Origin of the sequence: Ruminococcus sp. HUN007 (assembly GCF_000712055.1) — a bacterium.
Taxonomy (GTDB): Bacteria; Bacillota; Clostridia; order Oscillospirales; family Ruminococcaceae; genus HUN007.
In genome coordinates this window covers 3,163,376-3,189,175 of record NZ_JOOA01000002.1, presented here as the reverse complement: position 1 = coordinate 3,189,175, position 25,800 = coordinate 3,163,376, and the positions used below count along the sequence as shown (strand labels likewise).

Here is a 25,800-nt window from a genome sequence, read left to right as displayed (position 1 = left end):
TTCCTTAACTTATGATATATTTTTCTGGCTGCTAAACTAAGCTTTTTTCTTTTCTCAAAAGGAAGAATATAGTATTTCATTATATCCTCCATTTTTTTTATCAGTGTCGCGTAAATCAGTTAAATATGCATTCCAAAATACTGGCTCTCGTCCATTTTTCATTTGTTGAACTGAAGTATAATCAATAATATCTTGTTTTTTTATTATTGCTATCTCGGATTCTTTCAACCGATTCAATACAGCTTCGCCTTTATCGGTTAAAATAACCATCTCACTAACTCCGGTTTGATCATCTTTAAATCGATCTCCCCAATAATCACCTAGTCTAATATCAGCAGCACTTTTATCTCGCCAAGGACATTCATAACAATTATGTCCATAACAGAAACAGTGCTCAAAAGATAAAAAATACGGATCCTTATCCTGATGATTTGATACCTTATTCTGTGTATCGTCTATTGTGATGTACCTCGTACTCCATCCATAAGCCTTATCTCTAAAAACAACTGACAGATTTGTAACATCAAATCCTTTGGATTTTAAATACTCCTGATACTTTTTATACAAATGATAGCTTGGAACTCCATGACATATCAAATCAACATACATAAAATTATCTTTGTCACGAAGTAATGAGCGCATTCCAGCAATCTGACACGGCGTACCAAAGATTACTGTCGGATCTTCAGTATGATATAATTGATCTGTAATTACAGAAAAATCACTTTGCATATATTTACTACCTTGTAAGTATACAAGTTCTGCCGATTTTTCAGGAACAACGAGTATGTGTTTGGTTTTCTGCAATTTCACATCGAATGTACATCCAGCAACAGTATACCCTTTTCCGTTAAGCAGTTCAGCAATATGGTGTGCTGCACCACCACTTGATGATTTCATAAGAACATCATTTGATTTACTTTTAAACGAATATAACTCTGAATCAGCAATTAGTTTATCGTTTCGTTTTATCATATAAGGACAAACCTTCGTACATTTCCCACACGAAACACATTTTGAATCATCTATAAAAGCAGAGTAAAAGCCATCCTCATTAAGCTTAATATTTATCGCCTTAAATGGACAAACTGTCTGACAAGCACCGCATCCGCAACATAACTTGTTATTGCAATGAATATTTATTTTTTCTTTCATTTCTTTTTTTTCAGTTGCAGAAGACAAAGCCTGTTTCAAGAATAATAACGATTCTTCTTTAAGATTATTACGATATTCATCTACTTTATCATAGTCAATCTTCTCATATATCATTTTAATCGCTGAATTGTCTACGTATAATCTGTTCCTTAAATGAAACAAATCTAGCAAATTGTATATTCTTGAATTTTGATTGATCTTATCATTTAATTTAAAACGTTCAAAAACCGTAAAATTCTTATGATAATTCACAGAAAATGCAAGGCCATGAAAAGAATCAGTACAAACATATGAAGCATTTTTTATATATGATAAAAACTCTGCTGGACCAATAGGATCACTAATACAGCCAAGGCGATTCTTATCTTTCTGAAATACAGGTATGACACGTACATTAAGTTTTAACTCATTGGCAATGCGATATACCTCTTTCCACTGCCATTCGTTTTTTCCAAGCATGTACACAAGCATATACTCAGATTTCTCGTTAATGCTTACTTCTGAACAAAAGCTATTCCATTCATCAGAACTTAACAGCAACGTCGGATCTAGTACAGTTGTAACAGTTCGTCCAACAAGATCAGATATGATTTTTGAACCACTTTTCTCTCTAGTAGATAGATAACCGATTCTACTTGTTAATTCTTTAATTTGCTCTTTAATATATTCATCTTCTATAGATGGAAGACCAACGCTAGGTGCATAAGCGATTTTCTTGTTATCATCTGAAACAAAATCAAGGAAATAATGCGAATCAAAACAACTTGGCGCCCAAATTTGATCACTTCCACAAACAAATGCATCAAGTTCGTTATTTAGCAGCTGTAACTCTGAAAGCAAATCACACTTTGAGGTGAATTTTAAATGCTTCCTATAAAAATCATTATAGAGTTCTTCTCTATTACTATTTGAATAGTTCTTATAAGAATGATTTTTGATTACTGAAACAACCTTTGTTCCGACCTTCAACGGAATTGATTCGTTACAAATCGAAACAGGTTTACTCTTAGCATGATATTTAATAACAATTGGCTCGTATCCTATGTCTTTTATTGTCTCACTTAATGCTGTGAGCTGCAAAGAAGTACCATAGTTATGGTACTGGAACCAAGTCATTATACCGATTTTTTTCATATGTTACTTCCTTTTTAGCCACCCAAACAACTCCTGATTGGCCTGCGAAAAGCCGTTGTATTTTATAACAGAAACATATTTAGCAATATAACCACTTATTTTTTCAGGCATAATTTTACTTAGTTTCTTCTTTAGATCAGCCTGATATATCATATCCTCCGTTCTCCATGAACCATCAAAATGATGAATCGTTAGCGTATTATCAGTAATATGTATTTCTTTAGTTTCATGATCTTTAGGACAGAGATAATCTCTAGGTAGAAGTGTAAAACCATTAACAGTCTGTTTTTTATTATTAGGAATAAACCCATATTTTAAGCAAGTATTAGTTATACGTGTAACATTTGTTGTAACATCTAAACTACCGTCAGATCTTTTAAAATGTATAGAGTCATATTCATCTAGCAGTTCCTTAAAAAGCCCCTGTCCTTTAACAGAAGCCATCAATCCAGTTGGTATATCTGTTTCACTTTCAAATCCGGAAACAGCTTCATACTGTAATAATTCATCAAGTGGTTTTAATACTTCAACATCTGTATCCATATAAATACCACCATAATTTACAAGGGCATATAAGCGTGCAATATCCGATACAAATGCCCATTTTTTCGCTTCATATGCTTCTTTGGCATACGAACAGCAATTCACATCAAAATTGCTCTCATTCCATTCAATTATTTCATAATCCGGACAATACTTTTTCCAACTTGCAATACATTTTTGAGCAAGTTCTGGCAATGGATTGCCTCCAAACCAAATGTAGTGTATTACCTTAGGAATTTTATTATTTAATTCATTAGCCATTACTATCCTCCAAATGATTTATGAATTCAACATAATCAAATTGATCTATATATCGCTTTCCGGTTATTGATTGTGTCGCATAGAGATTTTTACCTTTTTTTGGATCATAGCCTTTAATATGATAAGCGGATTTATATTCCGGATATAACTCGGAAGTAAAACAAACTTTATTTTTATAAGGTAATTGTTCGAAGCGCTTTAATAATTCAATATCTTCTCCAAAATTGGTAAGCATAATCCCCATATTATTCTTATCAAATCGATGCATTCTTCTGTTCCATGCATCAATAGCATTTTCAAAGCTATTATAGTGCATAAAATGTATCAGTTCATCATGCAAACCAATACCAAGTGGATAATCATATTCACTATTTTTAACCTCTTTAATTCCATATTCTAAAAAATTATCAAAATCTTCTAGCATAGTAATAAAATCATTTGGGGTTAAATATAAATTTATAAACGGAGAACAAAACTCTAACTTTAACCAGTGATACAAAAATCCGCCTGTACAATTACTACAAACTAATGTCGGTCTCTGATTTATTAATCTATCACGATTATTTTTATTAATACGTTCCTGTACAAAATTCTTATAATTTTCTTTAAAGCCCATAAAGATGCCTCTATACCATTTCTAGAATTTTTTTCGTAAAACCTGTACTTATCATTGCAGATAAACAGAATAATTTCTTGTAAAATGCATATTTTTCTTTTAAATAATACTTTCCATATTCACGATACTTTTTTTGTAAATACAATTCAGCTTGTTTCCCTTTATATTTACTCTTTGCCATTTTCAACAAGCACTGATTACATGAATAAATAATATCACTATACGCAACCCCCGAAAGTTCCGGATAATTGTTAGCTACAAATTTCGCCTGTAATTCTTTGCCTTCTACAGAATCTAATCTTTTTTCTGAAAATGATGATCCTGTTATACTGTTATTATTGACTCTATACGCATACCCTTTATAATTCGTTATAGCTAATTTATGTGCACAATGAATTAATTTATACGTAGTATACACATCTTCATGTAATTTACCTACAGGATATCTAATGTCATTAAATAATGATGTCTTATAAAGTTTCCCCCACGCAGTTGTATCAGAACCATTTGGTTCAAAAAAAAACTTTCATTTTCTCATTATTTTCATATGTCAGAATGGATTCATCACTCTCAGGTTTGGTAAAAGAATCATACGTTTCATTTGCATTGACTCTAGTATGCCTGCATTCGACGATATCAGCATTATAATCAATCGCAATTTTATAAAGTCTTTCAATCATATCCGGCAAGATGAAATCATCACTATCGATAAATGTAATATAGTCTCCCAATGCAATATCAATGCCAGCATTTCGAGCATCAGATAAACCACCATTTTTTTTTATGTATAACTTTTATTCTATTATCTAAATTAGCGTATCTATCACAAATGTGACCTGAATTGTCAGTTGAACCATCATCAACAAGGATTATTTCTAGTTCTTTATACGATTGTTTAAGTAAACTATCTACACAACATTGTAAATATAGTTCAACATTATATACTGGTACTACGACTGTTACTTTCATTTATAACTCTCCAATATGTAATTTAGTCCTCAATTTATAAAAAAGAACTTGTAATAGTATTGTCCGTTTTTAGGGTAAGTGCTTAATAATAGCAAACTAAAAAAAAGCAATAAAAATAATAGCAGAATATGTTTTTTTCCATAATAATTTCTTTATAAATTGTTCTTGAAATTGTCCAAACAGAATAATTACAAACGGTACGAAAATAATACCTAATCGCTCAAAAAACTCAACGTTAATGCCAATACAATAGCACATCACATATACTAAACATGATAGTGAAGTAATTACTCTACTCGTTTTTACTTCATCTTCATTTAAATACTCTTTTATAACGCTTATAGGTACATCTTCCCTGTGTTTTGAAGGTTTTATGTATTTATAAATATTTAAAATACTTATAATAGCAATTACGAGCCAAACATATTTAATCATTCCATATGAATTCTCTTGTTCGCTGACTTTACAAAATTTTGCATACATTGGAACATACTTTATCACAACACGCAGTATAATTTGAAAGTTAATTGTTAACAGAACTATAGAACATAAGACAATTAATATTAGTTTTTGGTTGTTCTTTATTAAGTAAAATAAGTATACTAATACAAAAGAAACCGCTACTGTATGAATTGTTATTGCTATTAAATATAATAAAAGTGACCTTTTTTTATTACCTTTCTTAAAGCAATCATATGCTAATGTTAAAATAGCAATAGAAAACATTTGACGTGTAATATTAAATGCCATAGTATACGTCCCAAGTCCCAAATATATAATTGCAGTCAGTCCATAGCACTTAGTGTTATTACGAAAAAACATAAGCATTAAGTAATTAAATAGTGCAGCAATTAAAAATTGAAAAAAATAATAACTGGAAAATATTGACGCCGATGCCTTCATAAGTATACAATATCCTATTTCGCAAGCCTCCGTTTTCCAATTTGTCAAAATAATATTCCACGGAGTTTCTGATATAGTATAGAAAATTGCGCTATAATGTGCAGTATCCACTCCAACTGTAATTGAGCGCAATCCCATTATCAGGACACATGCCCCAAAAAAGATAAGGTATGTGATATTTATTCGTTTTTTGCTTATTGAATTGTAAAAAATGACGTTATTATCCAAATATCTTTCTAACAACATTATAATAACTAAAATTATGTAAGCAGCCATTTGCGATATTTTCCATTCCGGTATTTGTTATTCTTTATCAAAAAAAATCTGAAGCACTCAACTTTAAATGCATCATTACAGAATAAAGCACCTCGTCATTGGTTCCAGTAAATACATTTTCATCTGACAATTTCTCGTTATTTGGTGTTCCAATTTCAGGCAACATAACTTGCCAATTTGGGACCCATACAACGGGAAGCTTTTTTTTTACTTCCACACACTTCAACCATATATCATCTGCTCGTAAACATGTTTTTTTTATTGCTTCAATATCAAATGCTGTAAAATCAAAACATCTCGGAGGATATAAGACACCACTATTTCCAGTAGCAATCAAACTCATTGATGGTTTTCTTATTCTCCTACACTGGTCTTCCCAATAGTCATATGGAGCAATTTCTTCATTATTTCTTTTCATCAAATGTACTCTTCTTGCACTAACTGCATTAGGATACTTTAAATAAGAACGATAAAGAGATTCTAACCAATCTCTCGGATAAATAACATCATCATCTGCTGTTACAGTAACTGCGTCTGGAAATTCCTGCATAGCGTAGAAATACTTCTTATGTGGCATTAAATTTTCTTTATCGTCGAATCTAAATTCTACCCCATAATTCTCGTATTTCAATAATTTTTCTGATAACATTTCTTTTCGACTATCACTACCAAGATAAACTATAATCTTATCTGGTTTAAATTTTTGAATAACTAAACTTTTAAGACATAAATCTAATTCAGAAAACCTTTTAGGAAAAGATGTAAGTGAAACAATAATTTGATCTTTACGTTCTTTCCTATTAAGGCCGTACTCTACTTGCGTTTTCTTCACATCATGAACAATAATCCTATCCATAATCGTATACACACCTAAAGCTGTAGTTTTTCTAAGGATCTCCTTTATTCCTCCGTATTTATAAGCATTTTTCAATCTAACTAATATATTCATTCAGGTTTCTTCCTCACGTACCTTTTTCTTTTATACAAACCAAACAATAAATTTCGTATCGTATTAAAAAATGCATAAATTGCATTTTCACCTTCAGCTTCCTTAAACAACTTATAATGCCACTTAATCAACTTCATAATACCTTGCGTACTTATACTTCCAATTCGTCCACGTCGGTACATAGCTAATTCTTCATCAAGCAGGTAACAATTCGCTTTCTTACAGACTTTCAACCACATCGCATAATCGTTATTCTTCTTTATATCTGAAATTTGAACTAAACCAATTTTCGATGCATCATACATTACTGTCAAACATCCGACCCAGCAATAATTATAAAATCCATTTTTTGAAATACGTTTAGGACCAGTAACATGAATTCCGTTAGCTTTCCCATTTTCATTAATTTCATAATAACGGGTGTACGAAAAGGAATAATTATTATCATTCATAAAAGTGATTTGTTTCTGAAGCTTATCATTCTTCCATAAATCATCTGAATCCAAAAAAGCAATCCATCTGCCTTTGGCTTCTTTTAATGCTAAATTCCTACTTACTGCAGCACCACTATTACATTTATTTTTATAATATTTTATTCTTTTATCTACTAAATAAGGTTTTACAATTTCATCAGTTTCATCAGTTGAACAATCATCTACTATAATCAATTCCCAATTAGTATATGTTTGATCTAAAACAGACTGAATAGACTCTCCAATAAACTTAGCTGTATTATATGAAGGCATAATAATTGAAACTAATTCATCCATTAAATAAACTCCCTTGTTAAATTCCATTCAAGATTCTCTTAGCTTCAAGATGCTTATTATCATACTCCTCTTGAGTTACAGCTCCTGAAAATAAAAGATAATCACCTAAATCAGCTGCTGTAGCCATGCCGTCTTCGGTGATTCCATCTTTTTTTAATACATTAATAAACGTCCTGACAATAATCTTTATATCATTAATAAACGAGATATCTTCAATATACTGCTGATCGTATTCAAGCTTTTTATCCCATGAGATTCCGTTTCTTCCGTTAGCCTGTGCAAGTCCCGTCAGTCCCTGCCTGACTGTATGTCTTCTCCTCTGCTCCGGAGTCATAAATACCATATCTCTCACCAGCAACGGCCTGGGCCCCACTATCGCCATATCACCTTTAACAATGTTAAAAAGCTCCGGCAACTCATCAAGACTTGTACTTCTTAACCACTTGCCGTAACCTGTAAGCCTCTTCTCATCCGGAAGCAGGTTCCCGTCCTTGTCCTTCTTATTGTTCATCGTCCTGAACTTGATAAGTCTGAAAATCTTCTCGTCCTTCCCTGGTCTCTGCTGTGTAAAGAACGGATTTCCTCCCATAGCAACCGCACCTGTGACCGTTAGGATCAGAAGTATCGGAGAAAGAACTATCATTGCGCAGAATGAAAGTACAAAATCAATTAAACGCTTAAAACACTTAGCGTACATTATTCAAAGCAACTCCTAATAATCTCTATGATAACATCCTGTTCTTCCGGTGTCATCTTATTGTCACTCGGTAAACAAAGACCGCGTTCGAATAAATCTGCACCGACATCACAGACTGCTCCGCGGTCGATGTATGCGTTGGATTGTCCTCTGCCGTTACCGTTTGCAGTAATGAACGGATTCATTCTGTAAATAGGCTGCATGTGCATCGGCTTCCATATCGGTCTGCCCTCAGCGTTGTACTTTGCAAGTGTTTCGAGTATCTCAGTCGGACATGTCTTACCTGCTTCACGAACGTAAAGCGGCTTGTTCTCTCCGCGTACCTGTTCACACATTGCATCACGGTCGATGAGCATGCATGAAAGCCAGTAGTTCGGAACACTTGTATTCGCATCAAAAGGATTCATTGTAACAGGAAGTCCTTTGAACCCTTCTTTATATCTTTCGTAAATAGCCTTTTTCTGAGCTATATGTTCATCAAGGTAAGGCATCTGGCCGCGTACCACACCGGCGATGATGTTGCTCATGCGGTAGTTGTAGCCTATCTCCTCGTGCTGATACCACGGGGCAGCTTCACGGCTCTGGGTGGACCACTTGCGCACCTTGTCGGCGTCATCCTTTGAATCTGTAAGGAACATACCGCCTGATGAACCGGTGATGATCTTGTTTCCGTTAAAGCTTATTGCCGCATAGTCGCCGAAACCGCCGGTCTGCTTGCCTTTATAAGTAGCGCCGAAAGATTCAGCTGCGTCTTCAACTATCAGAGCACCGTGTTTTTCACACACTGCACGGATCTCGTCGATCTTTCCCGGAATACCGTAAAGATGTGCAACTACAACAAGTTTTACATCAGGATAAAGCTCAAATGCCTTTTCGAGGGCTTTCGGGCACATGTTCCATGTATCAGGCTCAGTGTCGATGAAAACTGCTTCACCGTCTTCGTAAGCGACCGGATTAACAGTTGCGTCGAAAGTCATGTCTGAGCAGAACACCCTGTGTCCCTGTAATGTTCCCTGATTTGGCTTTGCCTGACCGTACAGCTTTTCGCCTGCAAGCTTGACAGAAAGATGTAAAGCAGCTGTTCCGCATGAAAGAGCAACAGCGTATTTTACACCGGCATAATCAGCGACCTGTTTTTCAAGTTCGTTGATGTTTTCACCGGCAGTGGTGATCCAGTTCTTTTCGAACGCATCGTTCACCCACTTCTGTTCATCACCATGCATTGTCGGAGAAGACAACCATATCTTCTTCTCAAAAGGTTTGAACTTTTCCATTTTCTTATCACCTGTTTTATTTAATAATACAAAATTAAAATAATACTTCAATACACATGAATTCATTTTATCACAATCATATCACAATGTCAAGTTTTAAAAGGGGAAATCAGTGAATAGAAGGTAGATAATAATACCATATATTTATGTGAATTTTATGACTATTACACAACAATCTGCTGTCAGGAGATGTTTTATAAGAAACAATACTGCTTTTTTATTTAATTGCATTCAGAAATATACAACATTTTTTGTGAATGTGAGTATCTTTAAAAATTCAGAAAAAACCGGTTCGTATGATTTTTCTCATACGAACCGGTTTTTCTATAGCATGCCGATTATTAAGCTACCACTTCACAAAGTTTTCCAGTTAAGGCGAATTTTCATCTTGATTCTCAGTTAGACTTGAAATTCTGCAGAAATTATTGTATAATATCTGTAGAATACTATATTAGGAGGGATCATTATGACTATCACTTCATCTACTACACTCAGAAATGACTATGCCAGAATTTCTGAAATGGCACATGCCAGCGATGAGCCTATATATATCACCAGAAATGGTGAAGGTGATCTTGCTGTATTAAGCATTGAGGCACTTGAGCGCCGTGACGAAATGATTCGTTTAAAGGCACATCTTGATTTAGTTGAGGAAGGCCGACTTGCCGGTACTCCTGGATACTCTATTGAAGAAATTCGAAATAAATTAATGGAGAAATACAAGAATGCCGGACTCTGATAAGTACACTATCAACATACGACCTGAAGTATGGGCTGAAATCGAAAATATATCTGAAAAACATCTAAACCTTGTCGGTCCTGCTTCAGCTAAAAAAATAACCGACAAGTTACTTGATGACATCGAAAAACTTGCATATCATCCGTACTTGGGGAAGGAATGTGATGAACTCATTCTGATTCCAAATCATTACCGTCGTCTTATAAGCGGAATGTATCTTTGCATTTACCGCATTATCGGTAATACGATTTACATTTACCACATTGTTGACGGAAGAACTAACTACACACGATTGTTAAAAAATGAAATGAATCATAATTAGAATTAAACCGGAAGCGTCCGAAGGATGCTCCCGGTTTTTCTATAGCATGCCGAAGGCATACCGAATAATTGATCAGCAATAATCTTACGCATTCTGAACATCCTTTAATAGTTCTTCATCGCTGTCAAAGGTATAAATATCGACTTTGTTCTGACCGAGAAACAATATAAACTCTTCCTCTGTCATTCCTGCTATTTCAGCACAATAGCCAATTGATATCTTGTTTTGTGTGTAATACCCGAGAGCAACCATTTTTCTTGCAAACGATGCAGCTTCATCTGTATTCATACGAGTATCAAAAAGAACCTCATTAGGGACACTTATCATAACCTGACTCATATCTTTCTCCTGCCTTTCCAAAAAGAATAGTTTCAGTTATTATCAATTTTATTATACAACAAATTCATAATAAAATCAATATACTGGTATTTCTGCCTGTAACTACTAAACCGGACGCCTGCTAAGGTGTCCGGTTTTTCTATAGCATGCCGAAGGCATACCGATTATTCTTATGCGTCTGCAATAATGCAGCTGTGATGTTTGTAGTTAGGATCTGACGCCGGAATCTCTTTATCGTAATTTATTCCTACCAGCAGAATATTCCCTTTGTAATGCTCCAGTCTGTCAGGATAATCTTTTCGTTTTATCTGTTTCACGGCACCGTCTGCATCCTTATTGTATTTTAGCTCTATTACAAGTGCTGGTTTATCTGAATACTCAGATGAAGGTAACAGAATGAGATCTGCATAGCCCTTTCCTGTATCAGCTTCCGGCAGAATTGTGTAGTACTTCTGCGCCGCATAATATGCAAATCTTATCGCATAGCTGAGAGCAGCTTCATCATTATAAGTTTTGTTATCCGCCTTGTTATGTGCTTTCTCAATAAGTTCAGCCACTTTTTCCGAATCTTTATTCCAGGTGGCTTTCAGCAGTTCCTGTGAGATACGGAATGATTCAAAAGTATCGATCCATTCGCTGGATCTCGTAGATGTTCTGAACTCATCAAGTATCTCTTTGTTCGGAATAAACACTTCACTCGTTTCATCATCGTAACCTAAATATCCAAGATGAACAAGAAGTGATAATACATCATCTCTGCATGTAAAAGTGGTCATATCATTCTGATAGCCGGACGTATCAACATGAAGCTTCCCACCATTCATAAGCAGAGCAACTGATTCTTTTAATCCGTCATAATCCATACGGATATACTCCGCAAGAGCTTCATAAGTTTCAGTTTTGTTCCAGTAGTTTTGAATTTTCCCGGTTCTGACTGCGTTTACGACTGAAAGCGGGCAGTATAGATCATAACGTTTTGCTTCAGGTGCTTTTCCTGTTTCTTTCTGGCTGCTGTGATCCGGATCCGGCGGAACAATATCGCTGACATTATAGCCGTCATACCAGTCTTTTATGCTTACAAAATCTCTTCCGTACCGTCTTGTTAATTCCAGAGTCTCTTCAGTGATGAAACCTGTATATGGTGCCAGTTGCATCGGATTCATCATGGAATACTCATCAAACATGTTAAGTGCTGAATGTCTTCCATACTTCTTTATCGGAAGTATTCCTGTCATATATGCAAGTGCGATATACGGCCTGTCCTTGAGCAGATTGCGAAGATAATCAAGATACTTCTTCTGACCTTCGGTGTCTTTCTTCCAGGTGCGAAAAACCGCATCCCATTCATCAATCACGATTACAAACTGACGTCCGGTTTTTCCGTATATTTTATTCAGAACATTACGCAGAGTTATCCTGGATTCGAAATTTACATCAGGGAAAGCATCTCTCAGTTCTTCAACAACTTCTTCAGTCAAATAATTCAGCATATCCTGTACTGAATCACAATCGTCCATGAAGTCGGTCATTACCAGTCTGATCACATCGAACTTTCCGAGGTAACCGTCCCATGGTATTTCACCGCTGACTGTTTTTACCGGCGTTGTTTCTGCAATCTTTCTTTTTGAAAACAGTTCCCTGCTGTCCGCTTCACGGCAGTAATATGCGCTGATCATATCAGCGGCCATCGTTTTGCCGAATCTCCGCGGACGGGATACACTTAAAAATCGCTGCTGGGTATTTACTACAGAATTCAGATACTGTATCATTTCTGTTTTATCCACAAATATTTCTGAGTTAACTGCTATTTCATAACTTTGTTTTCCAGGATTCAAATATGTTCCCATGTCTTTCCTCCTTTATCAGGTTACTTCTCATCAATTATTATAGCACATCCACGGCCATATGTCGATATTTCTTCATAAAACGTATCTGAATCGAGTAGGAGGCTGCCATTATTTGATTAGCCGTCCTCTCACACCACCGTACGTACGGTTCCGTATACGGCGGTTCTTTAGTTTACACAAACATTCATAAAATAGCCGGCTAAGGATATATATCCAAGGTTGGCTATTTCTTTTACTGTGAGTACAGAGTTGAGCATCAGTGATGCACGCCATATGCCTTTACGGCAACAAGCCATTTGATGTACTTCCCATTTTGGAATACCATACTTTGAGATCATTTTGTATCTTGTTTTGATTCTCTTCCACTGTTTCCAGTAAACTGCACGTATCTTTCTTCTTGCCCATTTGTCAGTTTCTATCATAAGATTCTTCATATCCGCCATTTTGAAGTAGTTTATCCATCCTCTCATGGCTTCATTAAATTTCTTAATTCTTAACTGATTTGACCACCCGTTGTTGCGTTTGGTTAGCTCTCGAATTTTGTTCTTGAACTTGGCTACTGATTTCTTGTGTACCTTGAATCTGCATTCCTCTTTGTATATGTAGAAACCATATCCAAGATATTTGACTTTACTGATATGCGCTGTAACTGTTTTCTGTCTGTTCACTTTGAGAAACAACTTTTCTTCGATATATGGAATGATATTTTCCAACGTTCTTTCTGCACTTCTTTCGCTTTTGCAGAATATCATGCAGTCGTCCGCATATCTTACGAATTTATGTCCTCTTCGCGTCAGTTCTTTATCGAGTTCATTCAGCATTATGTTGCTCAGTAACGGGCTGAGCGGTCCACCTTATGCAAAGAAAAATATTATTCAAAGTAATTCGCATAAAACCAATAAAATCGTGATTCATGGGAATGTTGCTTTGCATAATCTTCTGTTTAAATCACAGTTTTGAAAGCCAGTTCATAAGATCAGTATTTTCATTCCAGTCTGGTAAATTAGTATCTACCAAATCGGGATAAGCATTTTCCAGAGCTTTTCTTTTGAGTTCGGAATCTGCTCTTGCATAAATTTCAGTAGTTTTAATGTCACTATGGCCTAAAAAATCGCGGATATAAATCAAGTTTACGCCAGCCTGTAAAAGGTGAACAGCTTTTGAATGGCGGAGCATATGACATTTAACTTTAACCGGTATTTTATCAGTCTTTTCTCGAGCCATTACTGCATATTTATTGAGAATATATGCAACGCCTTCTTTTGTAAGTTTACTATGCTGTTTGTTTGTGAAAAGAGGATAATTGCATTTATGAGGTAAATCAAGCTTGTTTTCAGATATATACTTTTGAACCAGAACTGCTGTATTGTTCATTATCGGTACACGCCGGATTTTGTTTCCTTTTCCTGTTAGTATAAGTATGGGATTAGAACCGGCAACAAAATCGGAGACAGAAAGATCAATAAGTTCCTGCACTCTTGCGCCGCTGTCATACAAAAGACTGAGTAAAGCCAGATCTCGTCTTCCTTGTGTAGTTGTTCTGTCCGGTTGTTCCAAAAGTAATCTAACCGCTTCAGGAGAAAGGTGTTCAACAATAGATTGTTTCTTTTTCTTCACAGGAATAGCAATAACTTTCTGGTAATGAAATAACGACTCCGGTGACTCAGACTGAGCATATCTGAAAAAAGCATGAAGAGCAGCTAATCTTAGATTTCTTGTAGAAACAGAACAATTTCTTTCTGTTTCCAACCATAGCAAAAATCGCTCTATGAGATCCGATGATAAATGATGCATGGAAAGTTTTTCAGGTTTGATTTTTTCTTCGCTTTCGCAAAAGTATAAGAGAAGTTTAAAAGTGTCTCTGTAAGCCTTTATCGTGTTTTTGCTGACATTTTTCTGCAGTGGAAGGTAATTCGAGAAGAAATCGGTAAGATGTTTAGAGAAATCTGTTGGAGTCATTGAAATTCCTCCATTTCAGGTATGATACCTTCACAATATCTTTCAAGTTTAAGTCTGATATCAGGAAATACATCAGCAGTCCATTTGAGATAGTAAGCCGTTTCATTGAATGTCTGATGACCGAGATATGTTCGCATAAGAGGAATTAATACCATCAGATCTTTTCCCTGTTCAGCCCATTCCCGCAATTTAAAAACACAATACGTATGACGGAAATCATGAACTCTTGGACCGTCTCCAGTATGTGATATTCCAGCCTTCCATAGAAAACGTCTAAAATTCTTGTACACATTTCCTAACGTCATAGGTTTTTCTTTGTATCCTGGAAAAAAGAATTCATGTGAACCTGAAGAATGAACCTGTTCTGAATACCTTTGAAGTCTGATAAGCATTGTTTTTGAAAGTGGTACTAATCGGTCATTGTGGTTCTTTGAATCAGATATTTTAAGTATGCCAAGATCCAAATCCACATCATCAACAGTTAGCATTCGAGCTTCGGAACATCGTAATCCACTGGAAAGAAGAAGCCTGAAGAAAACCGGCATAATTAAATGACGATATGGAACTTCAGAGCAGTATGTGCATTTATCAGTTGCTGAAAAAAAAGCGTGTTAATTCATCAGGAGTATAAATATGCGGTATGTATTTATTGCCTTTAGGATAATATTTATTAGGCAATACCCACGCTTTAATACCAATGCTATTCAAATACTTTGAAAATTGCCTTACTAAAGAAGCGCGCGAACAATGGTTGTTGTCTGTTTCATGCAGTGTTTTTGAGCACCACTTCGTCACAGCTTCTTTTGATAATGAATCTAAGGAAACGCTGATTTAATCGACGTTAGTATTGACAAATTGTCGTATATATGATATAATGTAGTTAATAAAATATATTATGCGAGGTATTTTGATATGAACGGACAGTTAAGTTTCAGCGATATGGAATATTCCCTTAGAAAGCGTCAGGGAAAAAAAGAAGCGTTTCTTAATAGAATGGAAGAGATAATTCCATGGGATTCATGGATTCAGATAATCGCTCCTTACTATCCGTCAGGTAATCATGGCAGACCTGTAAAAGGTATCGAGACCATGCTTAGAATGTATCTTCTTCAGGATTGGTTCAATCTATCAGATGAAGGTGTCGAAGATGCTATTTATGATAGCTATGCAATGAGAAAATTCATGAAAATAAATTTTATGCATGAACAAGTTCCGGATGCAACAACATTACTGAAGTTTCGACATCTTCTTGAAGAACATAATATCGGCGACGCTATTTTCAAGGACGTTAATGATCGACTTGAAAAGGCAGGACTTATCATGCATGGTGGTACAATTGTTGACGCAACAATAATTGCAGCACCAAGTTCAACAAAGAATGCCAAGGGAGAACGTGATCCTGAAATGCATCAGACTAAGAAAGGCAATCAGTGGTATCATGGAATGAAGGTACATGCTGGAGTAGATGCTGGAACAGGATATGTGCATACAATAACCGGAACAGCGGCAAATGTGCATGATTCCACTGAAGCATCTAAGCTTATTCGCAATGATGATGAAATAATGTACGGCGATTCTGGTTATCTTGGTGTTCCGGCACAGAATGCCATAAAACAGGATGAGCATCATAAAAACATGAAGTTTGAAATCAATAAAAGACCGTCAAGTTTAAAAACCTCAGATGACTATAACGGTATTAACTGGGATAAAAAGATGGAGCATGATAAGTCATCAGTAAGATGCAAAGTGGAACATGCTTTCCTCATTGTAAAGAATACATTTGGATACTCAAAAGTAGCATACAAAGGAATAAAAAAGAACATGAATAGATTCAATTTTCTATTCGCATCAGCAAATTTGCTGATGTGTTCTCGTGCAGGAAGAACTGCAGAATTTTGCAAGGGGTAAGTGTACCCTAATGCGGATTAATTCCGCAAAAAATAATAAAAAAATGAGGTAAATGCTCGAATAGCGATTCGCATTTCAATATTATTCCAATATTACAAGGATATTTTATTATATCACGACTTATTCAGCGTTTCCCTAAATCATCGTATTCTGATGAAAGAAAGCTTCCGAAACGTTTTAATATGCCTCTTTCGGTAGTGTATTTGTAACCAAGCGCCATCTTTAATTCAACGAAATCGCTCATTTCTTTAGCAAATGGTCCGGAAAATTCATTTTCAGCCAAGATCAATCGCCTCCTCAAAATCCAATGGACATTCAGAGAGCTGCTTCATATCAACTTTAAGATAAACGGCAGTAGAATTTGTATCTATGTGACCTATGATATCTGAAATCACCGGAAGAGGTGTTTCTTTTTCAAGAAGTACACTTGCCATAGTATGCCTTAAACTATGCATACCTCTATGCTTGTTTGCTGTTGAAATATGAGCCTTAATCATATAGGTTTTGATTAACTGATTAAGATGATCTTCATCTGAAAAAGGCAGAAACGGTGCAAGATGACGCACAAAAATATACGGACTGTCCACCTTAGGCCTTCCATATTTAAGATAATCAATTACAGCCCATCCGACATCCGGAACAAGAGGCAATTCCATTGGCTGTTTGGTTTTAGACTGAGTAAAACAGAGCTTTTTTTCTGACCAGTTAAAGTTTTCAAACCGAAGCTCTTTAATGTCCTTGCATCTTAAACCAAGCCGGCAGGCAATAAGAATAATTGCATAATCTCGTTTTCCTTTCGGATTTCCACGATCAATTGCTCCGATAAGTTTTTTCAATTCATCATGTGTCCATACTGAAGGAATATTTGTCTGCTTACGCGCCTTGATCATTGGCATTTCACTTGCCAGATCATGGTTTATCATTTCATTTTGATAAAGAAATCTGAAGAAAGCTCTTAGTGAACACATATTCTGTTCAATTGTTTTGTAAGTAAATCCCGCAAGAGTACGTATATATGCAAAGATGATATCTATAGTTACGTCATTAAAATCACTTATTTCATTTGCAGACAGGTAATCCATCATGTATGCTGACTGCTTAACGTAATGTCCGATTGTAACTTTGGAATAGCCTTTTTCAATACAGAAATCCTTAAATTTCACTCTGGCTTCAACAAATACCGGGTCTGTAAGGATTTCTTTATGCTTCATGTAACGTCGAAGTACCGCATGATGTATTTGAAAATCGCCTATCATACGAATAACGCGTATTTCCTGAGTTTCTTTTTGAGGAAGTACTTTGGCAAAATCATCTTGAGCTATTCCAAATTTATCTTTGAGAAAAGCGATTCCAAGTTGTTCAGTAAAGTATTCTTCATTATGCTCTTCAGCATAATTTATCAGCTGCTTCCATCTTCTTCGATAGAAGCACATGCTGCCTTCCGTATAACCAAGACGTAAAAGTTCCTGTTCCAAATCTGAAACCAAGTCAGATAATAGCTTTTGATTCATAGTTTACCTCCGAAAATATATTTTTGAGTTGTGAACTCATTATATATTCTCGGATATTATGCAAAGTTGTGCAATAGCAAATTACGAAAATTCGTGCTCTATGATGTGTTACTTAGCATAACAACTTTCTTTGCATAAGGTGGATTATGCGAAGCTTTGCATAATCCACCTTGCGGTACTCCGTTTGGTGTGTCCACTATTATTCCATTCTCGAGAACGCCTGAGTTCAGATATTTATGTATCAGGGAGATTACTCTTCCGTCCTTGATTGTTCTGGATAGTATTTCTATCAGCTTGCTCTGACATACTGTGTCAAAGAACTTTTCCAAATCCATATCAATCACATATACATATCCATCATCTGCGTATTCTTTACATCTCCTAAGCGCATCATGTTGATTTCTTCGTGGTCTAAAACCAAAACTATTGTCAGAAAACTGCTTCTCGAAGATTGGGTTCAGCTTCATTGTTATCGCTTGTTGTACTACACGGTCTACTACCGTTGGTATTCCAAGCTTTCTGACCTTACCCTTTTCTTCTTTTGGTATTTCTACTCTCCGGACAGGGTTGGGTTTATACTTTCCCTCTTTAATTTGCCTGATTAAGTCTGCACCGTTCTCTTTGAGATATGGCAGAAGTTCCTCCACTCCCATCCCGTCGATTCCGCCTGCTCCTTTGTTTGATTTTACTCGTTTAAACGCTTTGTTCATGTTCTCGCGATGTAATATCTCTTCAAGCAAATTGTCCGTTTGAATGTTTGCATCGGTGTTGTTGTTTTCAGTAATCCTTCTATTCGTATGCTCCTGTACATACCCTTTCTGTTCCGCAGATACTCTTTGTACATGGTCTTCTTTCCGAAGTTTTCTGCAATTGTCCTCATTTCCAGTTACATTCATTTACTAACACCTCCTAAAGTTCAGTCCTTCCCACGGTATTTGCAACTACCGCAGTACATATGACCTCTGCTGACTTCTTACCATTCGTTGTTACTATGGGTTTCTTACTCTGTTTCCGCCCACTGGTAAGACCTCCTCGGGTATCACACGTTTCTTTCGCTCCATATATCTGCCACATTTACTATGTTTGATTCCGTACAGTTATTGGGCTTTGACTTGCATTGCAGTCTTGCCCTCATTCATAGCCTATATGTGATTTCTGTTCGTCAGACCAGAGTTTTGCCGCCGTCTTCCTTCAGATTCCACCTCACGATGGACACCCTTGACTTTGGCTGTATCCTTCCCACTGTCGGGCGGATTAGGGACTTTCACCCTTTAGAAACGTGCGCTGCCGAGCGCACAATGAACAAACCGGACGCCTGTAAAGGTGTCCGGTTTTTCTATAGCATGCCGAAGGCATACCTTTTAGCCGCCGTAGCGGGCTTTTCTTTCTTTTTTCTTTCTGTACTTCATCACACCGCAGGCACCGCCGCCGATGGCGAGCAGGCCGGCTGCTGCTTTCAGCCATGGTGAACGCAGTGCTACCTTCAGGTAGCTTGTTGAAATGAGTATGTTGTCGATGACCATGTTCGTCTCGTTTCCGGCAACGTCAGTAAGATTGATCTTTACTGTCTGCGGCTCGTCGGAGCTGAGAAGAGTAAAGGAATACTTCGTGCTTCCTCTTTCGTATTTTTCCTCAGCATGCACGTCGTTTACGAATACGTCAAGGTTATCGAGCAGGATGTTGTCCTCGCATACAAGGTCTACCTTCACCCTGTCGGCACGCATTGCGCATCCGTTTTCGATGTTTATCGGAATGCATTTAGGAGGCGTTCCGTCAACACCGAATTTGAATTCAGCCTTCTTGCCGTCCATAAAGTTGGCGTTCTGGTTTCCGGCTGCATCCTCTGTCATAACTACTACATGGTAAGCGGCATCGTCGTGGAAATTTGACGCCTTGATGTCGTAGCAGTACTCACACCAGCTTCCGTCACCGCCTGTGACTTCAAGCGTGTAGTCCCTGTCTTTTTCAAGAGTCTTCACGTTTCCGTCCCTCATGACATTTACCATGGTCTTTTCCATGTCAAGCGGGTCAACGTTGATCTCGTGGAGGATGATGTCGATAGGTTCCTTAATATATTTTCCCGCTGCCGCAAGCGACGCCTTGTCGAAATAGTAGTTCGAGCCGAATCTGTTCACCGAGAAAGTAATTGTTTTCTCACTTACGTTACCGGCTGCATCGGTTGCTGTAACGGATGCTGTGTAGATATCATCAATGCTCTGTTCCTCCGGGAAATCTGTAAATGTGAAGTGATATCCTTCCTCATCCGGAGCGAGCACTCCTGCTGTGGCTGACAGATCACCGCGCTTTGAACCGATGAGAGATACCGTGATATTCTTTTCACTGATATTTGCATCGTGTATAAATGCATCCAGTGTAACTTCATCCCTGTTGGCAGACTTGTCGGCTGCGCCCTCGAAGCTTATCTCAGGAGCAGATGCATCCACCGTAAAGCTGTCGGAATATCCCTCGAAGGGGTTACCCGCAGCATCCATACCTTCAATGCTTACCGTGTAGTCGCCGTCATCTGCAAATTCAAGAACTGCAGTGTGAACATCACCTGAAGTACTGAACTTTGCTTCCGGGAACCCAGCTGCACTGCCGTTTTTCGTACCGTTTATCTTTATTCTTGAAACGTCGAAATTATGCTCTGTTATTGTAACTGTAAGATTCCTTGCGCCGGCGTAGTACTTTCCGTTTACGAGTTCAGCGCCGGATGAGCTTACTTCCATTACCGGAGCTGTCCTGTCGATAACGAAGTTTTCTGACGTGTAGGTTTCGGACTTGTTGTCGCACATGTCCGTGCCTTCCGCCTTAAGCGTGTAGGAACCGTCACCTGAGAAAGTGACCGGCATACGGTAAACCGCACTGTCAGTTCCCTCGGCACCAGACGCAAGAGACCAGTTTCCGAAGCTTACTCCGCTTTCGTTTCCGTCAGCTGTAACGCTTATCCTTTCAGGATCGAAGTTTCGCTCGTTTACGCTTACAACGGCTGTTCTTGACGCACTGTAGATGCCTGAATCCGCATCTGATTCCGTATTTTCAAAGCTTACGGAAACCACAGGAGCCTTCTTGTCGATGCTGAAGTCCTTTTCAGTCTCCGATCCGTGGCCGGTATTGTCGGTCATCTTCACGCGGAACTTTCCTGAGTTTTTATCCTGCGAAAGCTGTGTGCGTCCGTCGAAGGCGAGAACAAGGTTGCTCTCCTTCTTTGTGACGTTCATATCATTCAGCTCGTCTCCGGTGATCTCACCGTCTTTCTGAACGTTTATGCTTTTCCACTTGTCAGCACCGTATTCATCGGTGTGCCATTCAAATGAACGAATACCTGAGAAGCTGTCCTCCGCATTTATCACTGCGTTTATATCGCTGCTGTACAGCGAAAGGCCGTTTCTGTCGCGATGCTCAGTATCCGGAAGAGTGATGCTTAATGAAGACGTGGCACTGTGGCGCTCCTCGTTTTCTGTTATGAAACCCTCCGGTCTGTACAGTTCCGACTCATGACCGACATTGTCCTCAGCACCTGCGGTGATATATCCCCTGAAGCCTTCCGGCACGGTGAATTCCGCACTGTAGACTCCGTTTTCCAATTTAAGATTCTGTCCCGATACGCTGACACGTTCAAGTCTTGTTCCGTACGGATCGTAGAAATCAAGTTCGATCGATCCGAGTCCGGAGCTTACGTTTTCATCCACAGCGTAAACGTTAAGCTTTACACTGTCACGGAAGAAATATCCGAAAGGTGCCACCAGAACGCCCTTTGAAAGAACGGAAGGAACTGATCCTGCACCGTCGATCTCAATGTCCTTTATGACCGGAACAGTTCTGTCAACGCTTACTGTTTTGGTGGTATCCGCCCTGTTTCCTGCATTGTCCTCGGTGTGTACAGCGATAATGTATGACTCGCTTTTTTCGTCATTTATATCAGCTGTGCTGAAACGGTATTCCTTTTCAGGTGTGACTTTCTTTTCGTTTCTGAGGTCATCAGTTACCACATACTTACCATTGATGCTTATTTCAGTCTTTTTAAGTCCCGAATAGCTCTTTCCGTCTGCACTGTCATCCACAGTCATCGTAAACGCTGTGTCAGAGTCGAACCACTCAGTCTTTTCACCGCCGGTATACACGGTATACTTGGCTTTTACTGCCGGAGTGATCTCTCCTGCTGCCGGAGGAATGTTTTCAAAAACAATATCACTGCTGCCCGAAGGTGACAGAAGTTTTTCAGACGTAAATGTATTTCCCGCGTTGTCTGTTACCCTGACTGACGCACTTCCGCTGAATGCGTTCGGTACGGAGTTGTCAAACGGTATCATGAACACCGCCTTTGAAGATTTCTCCGATGCAAATGTGTACCTGTACGTCTTTCCGCCGAAGAAGAGTTCAGCACTCTTAAGGCCCGAAGAAGGACGTCCTTCCGGCTCCTTTACGTCAACTGTAACCGATGCACTGTGGTTAAGGAAAGTACCGAACGAACGGTAGTTGTCATTCTCGCTTTCAAGGTAAAATACCTTGTCAGACTGCGGCGTGTCAGCATCTATATAAACTGCTGATGAGACAGCCTCACTTTCATTTCCGGCACCGTCAACTGCCTTCGCAGTTACCCTGAGCTCACCGTCCGTTACTGCAAGGTCCGCTGAAGCAATCTTTACTCTTTCGCTGCTGTCGGATGAGAAAGCCTTAAGATAGATGTCGGTCACGTTCCCGTTCATTTCGCCTTCAATAACGAATTCACTGATATCTCTGCCGGAAAGATCTTCAGTCCTGAAAGTTTTTCCGTTTACATCCAGATCAAGAAAACGGAGTCCTGATTCGACTTCAGCCTTTTCATCTCCGGCCTTTACCGTAAACTCAGGTATTTCAGCATACCATTTTCTCTGCTTCGGATCTGTGTAGTCCGGTGTACCCGAAACTGAAAGATCCGCAGACGGAGCAGTCGCATCGAACACGACTACTGCACCCTTTTCGTTTTCTGCAAGAGGAGCATCACCGCCGTTGTACACATAAGTTCCGCTGTTGCCCGCAAAGTCCTCAACGCTTACAGATATATCCGTGGACGCATTTGCAGAAGCAGGCACAGGTATGCGGAACCTGTACACACCGTCCTTCTTTTCAAATCTGCTCTCAGGGGCATCCATAAGGGATTTCACTGAAAAGATCTTAATGCCGCCGAGTACAGTCTTACTTTCAAGAACGACCGTCTCCGGACCGGAACCATCTTCCTTCACCTCAACCTCAAGGTATGCCTTGTCAGGATGCGTACCGCGCGCTGCAAGGCCGACACCTGCAGTCTTTCCCGTAACAGGATGATCATACACAACCGCATTTTCAAGTTTCAGCGAAGTTACCTCAGGCGCAACTCTTTCATATCTGATCTTAAGTGACTTTTCCGCACTCCTGTTCCCGCAGCTGTCCGCCACGCTCACAGGAAGCTCCTTTTCGACAGATCTGTCATCAGAATCAAGACGTACTCTGACCCTGAATCTGTTCTCATCCGTCTGTACAACAGACACAGAATAAGGCTGATCCTCAGCACCCTTTGTCTCAGTCCACTTACCGTCCTTCTTCTTTAAAACGCTACCGCCGACCCTGATCTCAGTAACAGGAGAAGAGGACCCGCTTATATTCCTGTAAACCTCATTTACTTCTTCACCCGCAGCAGGATCTTCCTTGAAATACTCCGCATCATCAGTACGAATCACAAATTCATACTCATCCTTAGCCCAGAGCTCCCCGGAAAATTCCTTACCCATCTCATCCGCCATACTTAATTCCGGTGCATGCTTGTCTACGTAGTAGTAGATAGGGTCGGTGAGCATGTTGTGGAATTCATTGTTGTCGTAGTAGAGGATGGAGGTGATGTGAACTGCATTTAATTCCTGATCAAAATCATTTAATAAATTGAATCTACAACTACTATTATTTGAAAAAGTGTCCTGATATGGTTCTTTATCATTTTGAATTCTAGTGTACAGAACAGTAAAGTTTATCCCATCTTGTGCCTTAATATCCATAAGTGCCATATAAAATGCATTCATTATAGAATATACATTTTTATTTCCTTGTTTTATACAATTAGAGCTAACCCCATAATTTTTGTCGCTGTCAATAACGATTTTCTTATAATGAACGCACCCATTCGAATCATATGGCGCCATTACAGGCTCGTAAAATCTGTTGTTATCAAAGATATCCTTAGCATCAACGGCTTCGGTTTTACCATTAGCTTCATACGAATCAATAATATACGCAGCTACACCATTCACATAAAGAATAGGATCAATAAGCATGGTTTTCTGATCATCACTTACTGCAGTTTCGAATTCACACTCCCTGTACGGCTTTTCACTTCCGCCGTCACTTACAAGAGCATTTATCTTTACAGCATCCGGAATAACCTTTATCTCCACGCTGAACTTTTTACCGTCTGTATACTCATTACCAAGCCCGGAAACTTTAAGCTTTGCCGTAACATCCTTTCCGTCGCCGGTAACAGTCATAGGAAACTTCTTACCAGTCGCAGTGTCAACTATTGACGCTGCAAATATCTTACTGTTATAGAATTCTTCAGCCTGATAATGAATAGTGATCTCGCCGCCGTCTTTCCAGCGTCCTGTAAAACTGCCGGCACCGGTACCGTTTATATCAGCCTTAAGACCGGCAACAGCAGGTGTACTTATCTGGTAAACTGTTTTGGATACTTCCGCACTGGTTTCATTCTCTCCGCTTTTTACGATAAGATAATACCTTCCGCCAACTGCATACACACCGCTTGTTGTATTGCCTTCAAGTATGAACGGTACACTGCCGTTAAGCTTAAAGCCATTCACTGCTTCAAACTTCATCTTTGTACCGTGAGGAAGCAGCTGCTTTCCATTATCAGCATCATTATACGGTGTTATCTTCGCATTCTCTCCTGATATACCGCTTACATCGTAATATTCCTTAAGTTCGATATCACATATATTGCCATGGCTATCGAGTTTTTCGAGTTCATAATGAAGCAGACCGGCATCAAACATCACCTGATCACCGCTCTTGTACTTTTCCTTTTCCCAGAGCTGATCTTCCATGTCAACTTCGCCGAGAACCTCTGCTTCAATGACAGCAGTATCCTGAACATTCATGATGGTTGTCGTGAAATTCAGAAGCTTTACCTGGTAAAATAATTTTTCCAGTATGAGCGAAGGACGATATGCTGATGAACCGTTTATCTTAATACGTATCTTAATATTTCGCCTGTTCGCAGGTCCGGTGATCTGAGCCTCAGTTTCCGAAAGAGATGCTGAGGTAATTATCACGCTTCCTGCTTCGACCGTTTCAGGAACCGGAGCATTTCCAGTCGTCTTCTGAACTGAATATACTGTTTCATCAGGAAGACTTCCTGCAGTATCTGCCTGAGTATCCTGACTTACCGACCCTGCCTGAGTAAATATATCTGTCTGTACAGCTGACACAGGTGCATCTGTGCCTGCAGACTCTGTCTCTGTATTGACAACAGATGTAACCGGCATTTCAGAAGATGCGATTTCTTCTGCTATAATAACTCCCGCCGGAGCTACTCTGCCCATGAAAACAAGAGCAGTAATAAATGCAGCTGTTCTTCTTAAAAGATGTCTTTTTTCTGCCAC

General features: G+C 38.4%; 20 protein-coding genes and 2 pseudogenes. 3 read left to right on the top strand and 19 right to left on the bottom strand.

What is annotated here, in order from left to right; genetic code table 11:
* Positions 1-54 precede the first annotated feature (54 nt).
* The 9 genes and pseudogenes from CC97_RS19285 to CC97_RS17895 all read right to left on the bottom strand — a co-directional run bounded on the left by CC97_RS19285 (position 55) and on the right by CC97_RS17895 (position 9,547).
* Positions 55-2,289: a polysaccharide pyruvyl transferase family protein gene (locus tag CC97_RS19285; RefSeq protein WP_049963027.1), complete on the bottom strand. Its 2,235-nt coding sequence runs from the start codon at positions 2,287-2,289 to the stop codon at positions 55-57.
* 3 nt (positions 2,290-2,292) lie between these two features.
* The gene (locus CC97_RS17930) at positions 2,293-3,093 is read right to left on the bottom strand and encodes a glycosyltransferase (RefSeq protein WP_044976734.1); all 801 of its coding nucleotides are present in this window, start codon (positions 3,091-3,093) and stop codon (positions 2,293-2,295) included.
* Positions 3,086-3,709, bottom strand: coding sequence for a DUF1919 domain-containing protein (locus CC97_RS17925; protein WP_044976733.1), 624 nt, complete (start codon positions 3,707-3,709; stop codon positions 3,086-3,088). The genes CC97_RS17930 and CC97_RS17925 overlap by 8 nt, the downstream gene beginning before the upstream one ends.
* 512 nt (positions 3,710-4,221) lie before the next feature.
* Positions 4,222-4,678 (bottom strand): annotated as a pseudogene (locus tag CC97_RS19840) (glycosyltransferase family 2 protein).
* A gap of 96 nt (positions 4,679-4,774) precedes the next feature.
* On the bottom strand, positions 4,775-5,827 hold the full coding sequence (locus CC97_RS17915) for an EpsG family protein (RefSeq protein ID WP_278245362.1): 1,053 nt from the start codon (positions 5,825-5,827) through the stop codon (positions 4,775-4,777).
* Between the two features lie 67 nt (positions 5,828-5,894).
* Positions 5,895-6,806 carry a glycosyltransferase family A protein gene (locus tag CC97_RS17910; protein WP_049963024.1) on the bottom strand — a complete coding sequence of 304 codons (912 nt, stop codon included), beginning with the start codon at positions 6,804-6,806 and terminating at the stop codon, positions 5,895-5,897.
* Positions 6,803-7,603 (bottom strand): glycosyltransferase family 2 protein, encoded by an 801-nt coding sequence (locus CC97_RS17905; RefSeq protein ID WP_347493845.1) that lies wholly within the window; start codon positions 7,601-7,603, stop codon positions 6,803-6,805. The genes CC97_RS17910 and CC97_RS17905 overlap by 4 nt, the downstream gene beginning before the upstream one ends.
* Positions 7,593-8,273: a sugar transferase gene (locus tag CC97_RS17900; RefSeq protein WP_044976731.1), complete on the bottom strand. Its 681-nt coding sequence runs from the start codon at positions 8,271-8,273 to the stop codon at positions 7,593-7,595. The genes CC97_RS17905 and CC97_RS17900 overlap by 11 nt, the downstream gene beginning before the upstream one ends.
* Complete coding sequence (locus CC97_RS17895; RefSeq protein ID WP_044976730.1) at positions 8,273-9,547, bottom strand: DegT/DnrJ/EryC1/StrS family aminotransferase; 1,275 nt, start codon at positions 9,545-9,547, stop codon at positions 8,273-8,275. Before CC97_RS17895 ends, CC97_RS17900 begins: the two co-directional genes overlap by 1 nt.
* 466 nt (positions 9,548-10,013) lie before the next feature.
* Between CC97_RS17895 and CC97_RS17890 the strand changes: the two genes are divergently transcribed.
* Positions 10,014-10,286, top strand: a complete 273-nt coding sequence (locus CC97_RS17890; RefSeq protein ID WP_044976729.1) for a type II toxin-antitoxin system Phd/YefM family antitoxin — start codon at positions 10,014-10,016, stop codon at positions 10,284-10,286.
* Positions 10,273-10,608: a type II toxin-antitoxin system RelE/ParE family toxin gene (locus CC97_RS17885; RefSeq protein WP_044976728.1), complete on the top strand. Its 336-nt coding sequence runs from the start codon at positions 10,273-10,275 to the stop codon at positions 10,606-10,608. Before CC97_RS17890 ends, CC97_RS17885 begins: the two co-directional genes overlap by 14 nt.
* Before the next feature lie 84 nt (positions 10,609-10,692).
* On the opposite strand, the gene CC97_RS17880 is transcribed toward CC97_RS17885, so the two are convergent.
* The 6 genes and pseudogenes from CC97_RS17880 to CC97_RS21185 form a co-directional block, all read right to left on the bottom strand.
* On the bottom strand, positions 10,693-10,947 hold the full coding sequence (locus CC97_RS17880; protein ID WP_044976727.1) for a UPF0175 family protein: 255 nt from the start codon (positions 10,945-10,947) through the stop codon (positions 10,693-10,695).
* Positions 10,948-11,117: 170 nt separating this feature from the next.
* Positions 11,118-12,794 (bottom strand): AAA family ATPase, encoded by a 1,677-nt coding sequence (locus CC97_RS17875; protein ID WP_044976726.1) that lies wholly within the window; start codon positions 12,792-12,794, stop codon positions 11,118-11,120.
* A 167-nt stretch (positions 12,795-12,961) separates the two neighbouring features.
* A complete protein-coding gene (locus CC97_RS21645) occupies positions 12,962-13,396 on the bottom strand; it encodes a group II intron maturase-specific domain-containing protein (RefSeq protein WP_347493882.1) in 435 nt (144 codons plus the stop codon).
* Positions 13,397-13,414: 18 nt separating this feature from the next.
* Positions 13,415-13,636 (bottom strand): annotated as a pseudogene (locus CC97_RS21640) (reverse transcriptase domain-containing protein); the annotation flags it as partial.
* Between the two features lie 106 nt (positions 13,637-13,742).
* The gene (locus CC97_RS17865; protein WP_044974458.1) at positions 13,743-14,753 is read right to left on the bottom strand and encodes a site-specific integrase; all 1,011 of its coding nucleotides are present in this window, start codon (positions 14,751-14,753) and stop codon (positions 13,743-13,745) included.
* Complete coding sequence (locus CC97_RS21185; RefSeq protein ID WP_049962757.1) at positions 14,750-15,241, bottom strand: tyrosine-type recombinase/integrase; 492 nt, start codon at positions 15,239-15,241, stop codon at positions 14,750-14,752. Before CC97_RS21185 ends, CC97_RS17865 begins: the two co-directional genes overlap by 4 nt.
* Before the next feature lie 424 nt (positions 15,242-15,665).
* Here CC97_RS21185 and CC97_RS17855 point away from each other — a divergent pair, with 424 nt between their 5' ends.
* Complete coding sequence (locus CC97_RS17855) at positions 15,666-16,661, top strand: IS5 family transposase (RefSeq protein ID WP_044973980.1); 996 nt, start codon at positions 15,666-15,668, stop codon at positions 16,659-16,661.
* Positions 16,662-16,785: 124 nt separating this feature from the next.
* Here the strand turns inward: CC97_RS17855 and CC97_RS20380 are convergent, their stop codons facing one another.
* From CC97_RS20380 to CC97_RS17840, 4 genes are all read right to left on the bottom strand, one after another.
* Entirely contained in the window at positions 16,786-16,944 is a 159-nt protein-coding gene (locus CC97_RS20380) for a hypothetical protein (protein WP_156036816.1), read from the bottom strand.
* Positions 16,937-18,172 (bottom strand): site-specific integrase, encoded by a 1,236-nt coding sequence (locus CC97_RS17850; protein WP_044974455.1) that lies wholly within the window; start codon positions 18,170-18,172, stop codon positions 16,937-16,939. The genes CC97_RS20380 and CC97_RS17850 overlap by 8 nt, the downstream gene beginning before the upstream one ends.
* A 98-nt stretch (positions 18,173-18,270) precedes the next feature.
* Positions 18,271-19,068: a reverse transcriptase domain-containing protein gene (locus CC97_RS17845; RefSeq protein ID WP_044976725.1), complete on the bottom strand. Its 798-nt coding sequence runs from the start codon at positions 19,066-19,068 to the stop codon at positions 18,271-18,273.
* Positions 19,069-19,533: 465 nt separating this feature from the next.
* Positions 19,534-25,800, bottom strand: a complete 6,267-nt coding sequence (locus CC97_RS17840) for an Ig-like domain-containing protein (RefSeq protein WP_197021883.1) — start codon at positions 25,798-25,800, stop codon at positions 19,534-19,536.

Bases quoted from the DNA above. Each gene is read 5' to 3' on its own strand.
- CC97_RS17880 (WP_044976727.1), bottom strand. From the start codon at position 10,947: ATGAGTCAGGTTATGATAAGTGTCCCTAATGAGGTTCTTTTTGATACT.
- CC97_RS17845 (WP_044976725.1), bottom strand. From the start codon at position 19,068: ATGAATGTAACTGGAAATGAGGACAATTGCAGAAAACTTCGGAAAGAA.
- CC97_RS17855 (WP_044973980.1), top strand. From the start codon at position 15,666: ATGAACGGACAGTTAAGTTTCAGCGATATGGAATATTCCCTTAGAAAG.
- CC97_RS19285 (WP_049963027.1), bottom strand. From the start codon at position 2,289: ATGAAAAAAATCGGTATAATGACTTGGTTCCAGTACCATAACTATGGT.
- CC97_RS17850 (WP_044974455.1), bottom strand. From the start codon at position 18,172: ATGAATCAAAAGCTATTATCTGACTTGGTTTCAGATTTGGAACAGGAA.
- CC97_RS17885 (WP_044976728.1), top strand. From the start codon at position 10,273: ATGCCGGACTCTGATAAGTACACTATCAACATACGACCTGAAGTATGG.
- CC97_RS17895 (WP_044976730.1), bottom strand. From the start codon at position 9,547: ATGGAAAAGTTCAAACCTTTTGAGAAGAAGATATGGTTGTCTTCTCCG.
- CC97_RS17865 (WP_044974458.1), bottom strand. From the start codon at position 14,753: ATGACTCCAACAGATTTCTCTAAACATCTTACCGATTTCTTCTCGAAT.
- CC97_RS17890 (WP_044976729.1), top strand. From the start codon at position 10,014: ATGACTATCACTTCATCTACTACACTCAGAAATGACTATGCCAGAATT.
- CC97_RS17905 (WP_347493845.1), bottom strand. From the start codon at position 7,603: ATGGAATTTAACAAGGGAGTTTATTTAATGGATGAATTAGTTTCAATT.
- CC97_RS17925 (WP_044976733.1), bottom strand. From the start codon at position 3,709: ATGGGCTTTAAAGAAAATTATAAGAATTTTGTACAGGAACGTATTAAT.
- CC97_RS21185 (WP_049962757.1), bottom strand. From the start codon at position 15,241: ATGCTAACTGTTGATGATGTGGATTTGGATCTTGGCATACTTAAAATA.
- CC97_RS17900 (WP_044976731.1), bottom strand. From the start codon at position 8,273: ATGTACGCTAAGTGTTTTAAGCGTTTAATTGATTTTGTACTTTCATTC.
- CC97_RS17915 (WP_278245362.1), bottom strand. From the start codon at position 5,827: ATGTTGTTAGAAAGATATTTGGATAATAACGTCATTTTTTACAATTCA.
- CC97_RS17930 (WP_044976734.1), bottom strand. From the start codon at position 3,093: ATGGCTAATGAATTAAATAATAAAATTCCTAAGGTAATACACTACATT.
- CC97_RS17910 (WP_049963024.1), bottom strand. From the start codon at position 6,806: ATGAATATATTAGTTAGATTGAAAAATGCTTATAAATACGGAGGAATA.
- CC97_RS17875 (WP_044976726.1), bottom strand. From the start codon at position 12,794: ATGGGAACATATTTGAATCCTGGAAAACAAAGTTATGAAATAGCAGTT.